The sequence below is a fragment of the Neobacillus drentensis NBRC 102427 genome, assembly GCF_001591445.1.
Lineage (GTDB): Bacteria > Bacillota > Bacilli > Bacillales > Cytobacillaceae > Neobacillus > Neobacillus drentensis.
Genome location: NZ_BCUX01000020.1, coordinates 110,736 through 118,154 on the forward strand (window position 1 = coordinate 110,736; position 7,419 = coordinate 118,154).

Annotated in this window: 5 protein-coding genes; all 5 read left to right on the plus strand. The window is 41.2% G+C overall.

What is annotated here, in order from left to right; genetic code table 11:
• Positions 1-164: 164 nt before the first annotated feature.
• The 5 genes from BDR01S_RS11640 (at position 165) to BDR01S_RS11660 (ending at position 7,371) form a co-directional block, all read left to right on the plus strand.
• The gene (locus BDR01S_RS11640) at positions 165-2,402 is read left to right on the plus strand and encodes an alpha-galactosidase (RefSeq protein WP_066249949.1); all 2,238 of its coding nucleotides are present in this window, start codon (positions 165-167) and stop codon (positions 2,400-2,402) included.
• A 139-nt stretch (positions 2,403-2,541) separates the two neighbouring features.
• A complete protein-coding gene (locus tag BDR01S_RS11645) occupies positions 2,542-3,723 on the plus strand; it encodes a galactokinase (protein ID WP_066249951.1) in 1,182 nt (393 codons plus the stop codon).
• Positions 3,724-3,756: 33 nt separating this feature from the next.
• The gene (gene galT, locus BDR01S_RS11650) at positions 3,757-5,241 is read left to right on the plus strand and encodes a UDP-glucose--hexose-1-phosphate uridylyltransferase (RefSeq protein WP_066249953.1); all 1,485 of its coding nucleotides are present in this window, start codon (positions 3,757-3,759) and stop codon (positions 5,239-5,241) included.
• Positions 5,242-5,319: 78 nt separating this feature from the next.
• Positions 5,320-6,378, plus strand: a complete 1,059-nt coding sequence (locus BDR01S_RS11655; RefSeq protein WP_066249956.1) for an aldose epimerase family protein — start codon at positions 5,320-5,322, stop codon at positions 6,376-6,378.
• A 3-nt stretch (positions 6,379-6,381) separates the two neighbouring features.
• A complete protein-coding gene (locus BDR01S_RS11660; RefSeq protein ID WP_066249958.1) occupies positions 6,382-7,371 on the plus strand; it encodes a LacI family DNA-binding transcriptional regulator in 990 nt (329 codons plus the stop codon).
• The last annotated feature ends 48 nt before the right edge of the window (positions 7,372-7,419 follow it).

The window sequence follows — 7,419 nt, forward strand, 5'->3', positions numbered from 1 at the left end:
TTATAAAATGGATCAAATAAAGAAAGAGCCTGACATTCCAGGCTCTTTCCTTATAAGTAACTGCTGAATTTTATAAAGAAAAGTTGATTGGAGCGGAAAGCGAAGCGCCTGGAGCGGAAATCAACTTATGTTTTATATAAACCAACTTTGTGAAGGAGAAAGTTATGCTTATTCATGTGAATCAGGAAAACAGCCAGTTTCATTTAACAAATGGTCAAATAAGTTATATTTTTCACGTGATGAAAAATGGACAATTAGGCCATCTTTATTACGGTAAGGCATTGCGTCATCGCGATGATTTCTCCCATTTGCAAACGTATGATGTACCAACTGGGGCAACTACTCACATATACGCAGACGACCCAGCCTTTGGTCTGGAAACTTTGCGTCAAGAATTCCCAGCCTACGGAAATTCCGATTTTCGCGAACCAGCGATTAGTGTATCAAAAATAACGGCTAACCATATTCCCAATTTCATCTATGATTCGTATCTGCTGGTAGAAGGAAAACAGCGACTTGAAGGTTTGCCTGCTACCTATACAGAAGACAATCACGACGCAAGTACACTTCAAATCATTTTAAAAGATGAGTTTCTTCAAGCGGAATTGCACTTGAATTATACAATTTTCCGTGACAAACCTGTGATAACGAGAAGTGCCGCCCTCATCAATAAAGGTACAGAGGAATTAGTTATCGATCGATTAATGGGAGCATCACTCGACCTTCCGGATAGAGACTTTGTATTTACCCATTTAGCTGGTGCGTGGTCACGGGAGCGCCATGTCAAGGAGAGAAATCTTGAAACAGGCATACAGTCTATTTCCAGTCTGCGCGGTGCCAGCTCTCATCACCATAATCCATTCTTGGCCCTCAAACGGCCCGAGGCGACGGAACATGCCGGTGAAGTATTTGGCTTTAATTTTATCTATAGCAGTAATTTCCTCATGCAGATAGAAGTGGATCACTATGACATGGCTCGGCTTACTGTCGGGATTCATCCGTTCGGCTTTAAGTGGAATTTACAGCCGCAAGCAACCTTCCAAACCCCGGAAGTGGTTATGGTGTATTCTGATCAAGGTTTAAACGGGATGAGTCAGGCCTTTCATGCTCTATACCGCGAGCATCTCATTCAAGCTCAATGGAAGAAGGCTGTGCGCCCGATATTGATCAACAATTGGGAAGCCACCTACTTTGATTTCGATGAAGATAAGCTTGTGAAGATTGCAAAATCTGCGAGTGAACTAGGAATCGAGTTATTTGTCCTAGATGATGGCTGGTTTGGAAAACGGAATGATGATACGTCCTCACTAGGCGATTGGCATGTCGACTTAAATAAACTTCCAAATGGGTTAGAAAGTTTAGCGATTAAAATAGCAGAAACGGGTATGAAATTCGGGCTTTGGTTTGAGCCGGAAATGATCAGCCCGAATAGTGAATTATTTACCGAGCATCCAGATTGGGCAGTGGGTTTGCCTGGCCAGCACAATACTTTGGGGCGCAATCAATTGGTCTTAGATTTTTCACGGCAGGAAATAGTGGATTATCTGTATGAGAAAATGTCCGCCATCATTAAACAAACAAACCTATCTTATATTAAATGGGATATGAATCGAAACATAACGGAAGCATTCTCGCAAAAACTTCCTGTTGGTCAGCAAGGGGAGTTTTTCCACCGCTATATCTTAGGGGTTTATCAACTTTATGAACGGTTAACGAATGAATTTCCGCAGGTGTTGTTTGAATCTTGTGCAGGCGGGGGCGGACGGTTTGATCCTGGTATGTTGTATTATGCACCACAGGCGTGGACGAGCGATGATACGGATGCGATTGAAAGACTTAAAATCCAGTATGGTACATCCTTTGCTTATCCACTTTACAGTATGGGTTCGCATGTCTCGGCTGTTCCGAATCACCAAACATTACGGCGGGCACCCTTAAAAACAAGAGCAAACACCGCTTATTTTGGGACATTTGGCTATGAACTGGACCCTCTGACATTAACCGCAGAGGAACGCGAGGAAGTTAAAGAGCAGGTGGCTTTTTATAAACAGTATCGAGGATTAATACGTGATGGTCACTTTTATCGCTGCTTAAGTCCGTTTTTGAATAATGAAACGGCTTGGATGGTGGTTAGCCAAGATCAGTCAGAGGCATTGATTGGTTGGTATAAGGTGTTGGCAACGCCAAATCCTAGAAAACATCAGACAATTTGTCTTAGTGGACTAGATGAATCGAAAATGTATAAAGTCTCTGGCAGCGAGCGAATGTATTATGGTGATGAACTAATGCAGGTGGGACTGCCGCTTCCGACGGAGTTTAATGGATGTAATGGCGGGAGTGCCGAGCGTGGCGGCGACTTTCAGTCATATGTTTTTTATTTGAAAAGTACTGAAGCAAATTAATTGGAACAAAGTAGGACGGGTAGCAATATCCGTCCTTTTTTAGTTAAATTTTTAGTAAAATAATTGAAAAATTTTACTAAAGAAGGTAAAATAAAATTATAATTACTTACAAGACACAAGACTGCTGGAGGAATATAAAATGAACGTTATCACGCTTAATAAAGTATTTTTAGATTTATTTCAGGTTTTACCAAGACAAGCTTTTTTTGCTCCGGGACGGATTAATTTAATTGGCGAACATACCGATTATAATGGCGGTCATGTGTTTCCTTGTGCGATTACTTACGGTACCTATGCTGTTGCGAGGAAGCGGGAAGACAAAGTGATTCGCCTGTACTCAACGAACTTTCCTGAAAAGGGAATCATCGAATTTAACTTAAACGAACTAGATTATCAGAAAGAACACAATTGGGCCAACTATCCAAAAGGGATGATTCGCTACATTATTGAGGCGGGATATGAGATTCCATCAGGATTTGATTGTGTCATTCAAGGCAATATCCCGAATGGTGCAGGACTTTCTTCATCTGCTTCCATTGAACTGTTAACTGGAGTGCTAGTGAACGGCTTATTTGGATTAGAAATTCCTCGCCTCGATCTCATCAAGCTTGGCAAAAAGGTAGAGAATGAATTTATTGGTGTGAATAGCGGCATTATGGATCAGTTTGCGATTGGCATGGGGATGAAAGATGCAGGGATCTTGCTGGATTGCCAAACGTTGAAATACGAGTACGCACCGATTCATCTAGAAGATTACAAAATCTTGATCATGAATACAAACAAGCGCAGGGAATTAGCTGATTCGAAATACAATGAGCGAAGGGGAGAATGTGAAGAGGCGCTAGCGCAGCTTCAGCAAAAGCTTCCGATTGAGGCGCTTGGACAATTATCTGAGGCAGAGTTTAATGAAAATCAATATCTAATTACCAATGAAACGGTTCGCAAACGGGCAAAGCACGCAGTCTATGAAAATGTGCGAACAATTAAGGCTCTAGAAGAGCTTAAAGCCGGAAATTTAGAGGCATTTGGACAATTAATGAATCAATCACATATTTCCTTACGTGATGATTATGAAGTGACCGGAGTGGAATTGGACAGTTTAGTAGAAGCAGCATGGAAACAGCCGGGAGTTCTTGGTGCGCGAATGACAGGTGCAGGTTTCGGCGGTTGTGCGATTGCAATTGTCTCAAATGAAGAGGTTGAGAACTTTATTGCGAATGTTGGGGCGGCTTACCTAGAGAAAATAGGCTGCGAGGCAGAATTTTATGTGGCGAGTATTGGTGACGGAGCAAAAGAAATTCAAATGGAGGAAGCAATTTAAGGATTTAATTGCTTCTACATAGAGGGGACCAATATGATCTATCAACTAATACAACAATTAATCAATCAAGCAATAGCCACTCAACTAATTGAGCGGGAAGATGAAATCTATGCGCGCAATCAAATTTTGTCGTTCCTCCATCTATCGGAGTTTAAGGAAACGGACCAAGTATTGGATAGTACCCTTGATATCCCTGATTTACTTGATTTGATCGTAGACTATGCCTGTAACCAAGGAATCATTGAAGAATTATTTGATGAAAAGGAAATTTTTTCAAGTAAGATAATGAACTGCTTTACAGCACGTCCATCAACTATAAATCATCTATTTTATGAAAAATTTAAACAAGATCCAAAAGCAGCAACAGCGTATTTTTACGAGTTAAGTAAAAATAACAACTATATTCAGATGAAGCGCATTCGTAATAATATCGAATATAAAACCGCTACCGAATATGGTGAACTGGACATTACGATTAATCTATCCAAACCTGAAAAGGATCCTAGAAGTATCGCACTAGAGCGGTCGGTACAGAAAACGGATTATCCAAAATGCTTATTGTGTGTGGAAAATGAAGGCTATGCGGGGAGAATTGGGCATCCGGCCCGGTCGAATCACCGGATGATTCGTGTCAATTTATTAGATCAGCCATGGTACCTCCAATATTCACCGTATGTCTATTACAATGAGCATTGTATTGTGCTTTCAGAAAAGCATACCGATATGGTGGTTAGTTCAACGTCTTTCTTACGGCTGTTAAGCTTTGTGGAACAATTCCCACATTATTTTGTCGGCTCGAATGCGGATCTGCCAATTGTCGGTGGTTCGATTTTAACCCACGATCATTATCAAGGCGGAAATTATCAATTTGCGATGGCAAAGGCAGTCGATGACTGGACATTTAAAATGGCTGATTATCCAAATGTAAAGTGTTCAGTGGTGAAATGGCCGATGTCAGTTATTCGCCTTCGCTCTGCTGAAATTAGCGCGCTTGTTGAAGCAGGCTCACATATTTTTGACCATTGGAAAAACTATTCTGATGAAACGGTAGGAATTTTGGCGCGAACCGGAGAGACTCCACATAATACGGTTACTCCAATTGCCCGGAAAAATGGCGATGTATATGAACTAGACTTGGTTCTTCGTAACAATCGGACGAGTGATGAGCATCCACTTGGGATTTTCCATCCTCACGCCGATGTACATCATATTAAAAAAGAAAATATTGGCCTGATTGAAGTGATGGGGCTCGCTGTTTTACCAGCACGATTAAAGGAAGAACTTGTAGAAGTGGAAAAGTACATCCTCGGGAAATCAGAGGAAGTGGCAGACTATCATTTAGACTGGGCGGAAAAGTTAAAAACTTGCTATCAAACGGTTGCGACTGAAGCGAATGTGGAAGGCTTGGTAAGAGAAGAAGTAGGAAAGAAATTTTCAAGAGTCTTAGAAGATGCAGGAGTTTATAAGAGAGATGAAACTGGAGCAGCCGGGTTCCGGCGGTTTATCAATAGTTTATAAAAGAGGACATGGGTATTTTTAGCGTGTTGGGAAAAACTGAGATTTTCTACTTTTTGAAAAATATGGAGTGATAGATCGATGGAAATATTAAATAGAATATTCGGCAGTTACGAGGGTGAGTCTGTTACAGAATACACTTTAGTCAATGATTTTGGCATGGAGGTCTCTTGTCTGAATTTTGGTTGTGTCATTACGAAAATCATCGTCCCTGACCGTCAGGGAAACTTTGAGAATGTTGTACTTGGATTTGAAAACCTCGAAGATTATACAGAATGGTCTCCGTATTTCGGAGCAGTTTGCGGGCGCGTAGCCGGAAGAATTGGCGGTGCTAGTTTTGAATTGGACGGAAAAGGATATCAGCTTGCAGACAATAATTATCCCAATCATCTGCATGGTGGCAAGAAGGGGTTTAATTCTGTGATTTGGAAAACCGAAACGATCGAGGAAGAAAATACGGTCGGGTTGAAGTTTTTTTACCATAGTCCAGACGGAGAAGAAGGCTATCCGGGTAATCTAGACACCACTGTTACGTACATTCTAAATAATAAAAATGAACTCGATATCACTTTTGAAGCTAAAACGGATAAAAAAACGTTAGTCAATTTAACGAATCACTCGTATTTTAACCTAAGTGGTAATATAAAAAGAGATATTTCTGAACACATTCTTAAATTAGATAGTAAAGTTTTTTTAGAGTTGAGAGATGATCTGATCCCTACTGGAAAGTTGGTGGAATCTAGAAATACTCCCTTTGATTTTAATTACGGCAGAAGGCTGTATTCCGGGCTGAATTCATCACATCCACAAAATGTGCTTGTGGGTAATGGTTACGACCACCCGATTGTTTTTTCACAAGAGGGAGAAAATAAGTTGATCCTAAGCGACGAAGAAAGCGGACGCTCGCTTCTTGTAACAACCGATCAGCCGTGTGTAGTCCTTTATACAGGCAATTTTATAGAGGGTCCTTATTCTATTGCGGGTGTCCGATCAAGAAACCATTTGGGGGTATGTCTGGAAACGCAAGGCTATCCAGATGCAATCCATCATCCGGAGTTTCCATCTGTCGTTTTAAACCCGGAGGAAGTATACCATTCCAAAACAGTGTATCGTTTTTTTGCGAATACTTTAGGAGATTGATTTATGGCTACCATCAAAGATATTGCACAAATCGCCGGGGTATCGATTGCGACGGTATCCCGTGTTTTGAATTATGATAGCACTCTTTCCGTCGGTGATGATACCAAGAAAAGAATTTTCGAAGTGGCAGAGGAATTATCGTATAAAAAGAAACCCGCTCGGAAGCAGGAGTCAGGGAAAATCGCACTCCTGCAATGGTATACCGAAAAAGAAGAGCTGGAGGATTTGTATTATATGTCGATCCGGCTTGGCGTTGAAAATCAATGCCGCCAGCACGGGATTCAAGTGACCAAATATTTTCAAGACAATTATGAGGATTTAAAGGAAGACGATATTCAAGGGCTGATTGCGATTGGGAAATTTAGCAAAAAGCAGGTGAGTGAGCTCCTTAAGATGACGAAAAACATTGTCTTTGTTGACACCTCTCCTGATGAAGAGCGGTTTGATTCAATCGTTGTTGACTTTGAACGGGCAACGATAAAGGTCCTTGATTACTTTTTGAAGAAGGGTCATGAGAAAATAGGGTATATCGGCGGAAGAGAAGTGTTCAAAGATAAAACCTCTATCATTGAAGACCCAAGGGAATGGACATTCAAACGTTATTTAACAGACAAAGGGCTAGTGGATGAAGCTTTTATGTATGTAGGCAGCTTCTCAGCAGATGATGGTCATGCCTTGATGAAAAAAGCGATTCACGAACATGGAGACAACTTGCCGACTGCCTTTTTTGCAGGGAATGACTCGATTGCAGTTGGGGCATTAAGGGCACTGCTGGAGGAAGGAATTTCAGTTCCAGAACGTGTGAACATCATCGGCGTGAATGACATTAGTATCTCTAAATATGTCTTTCCATCCTTAAGCACGGTTAAAGTGTACACCGAAACCATGGGTGAAACCGCCGTTGACACCTTGTTGGAGCGAATTGCAGGCAGAAAAACAGCCAAAAAAATCTTCATCGCTACAGAGCTGATTATTCGTAATAGTAGCTTTTAAAAGAAACTCACCAAAGGATGTTAAAGGGTTCCGTTTTGAGGTGCCTTT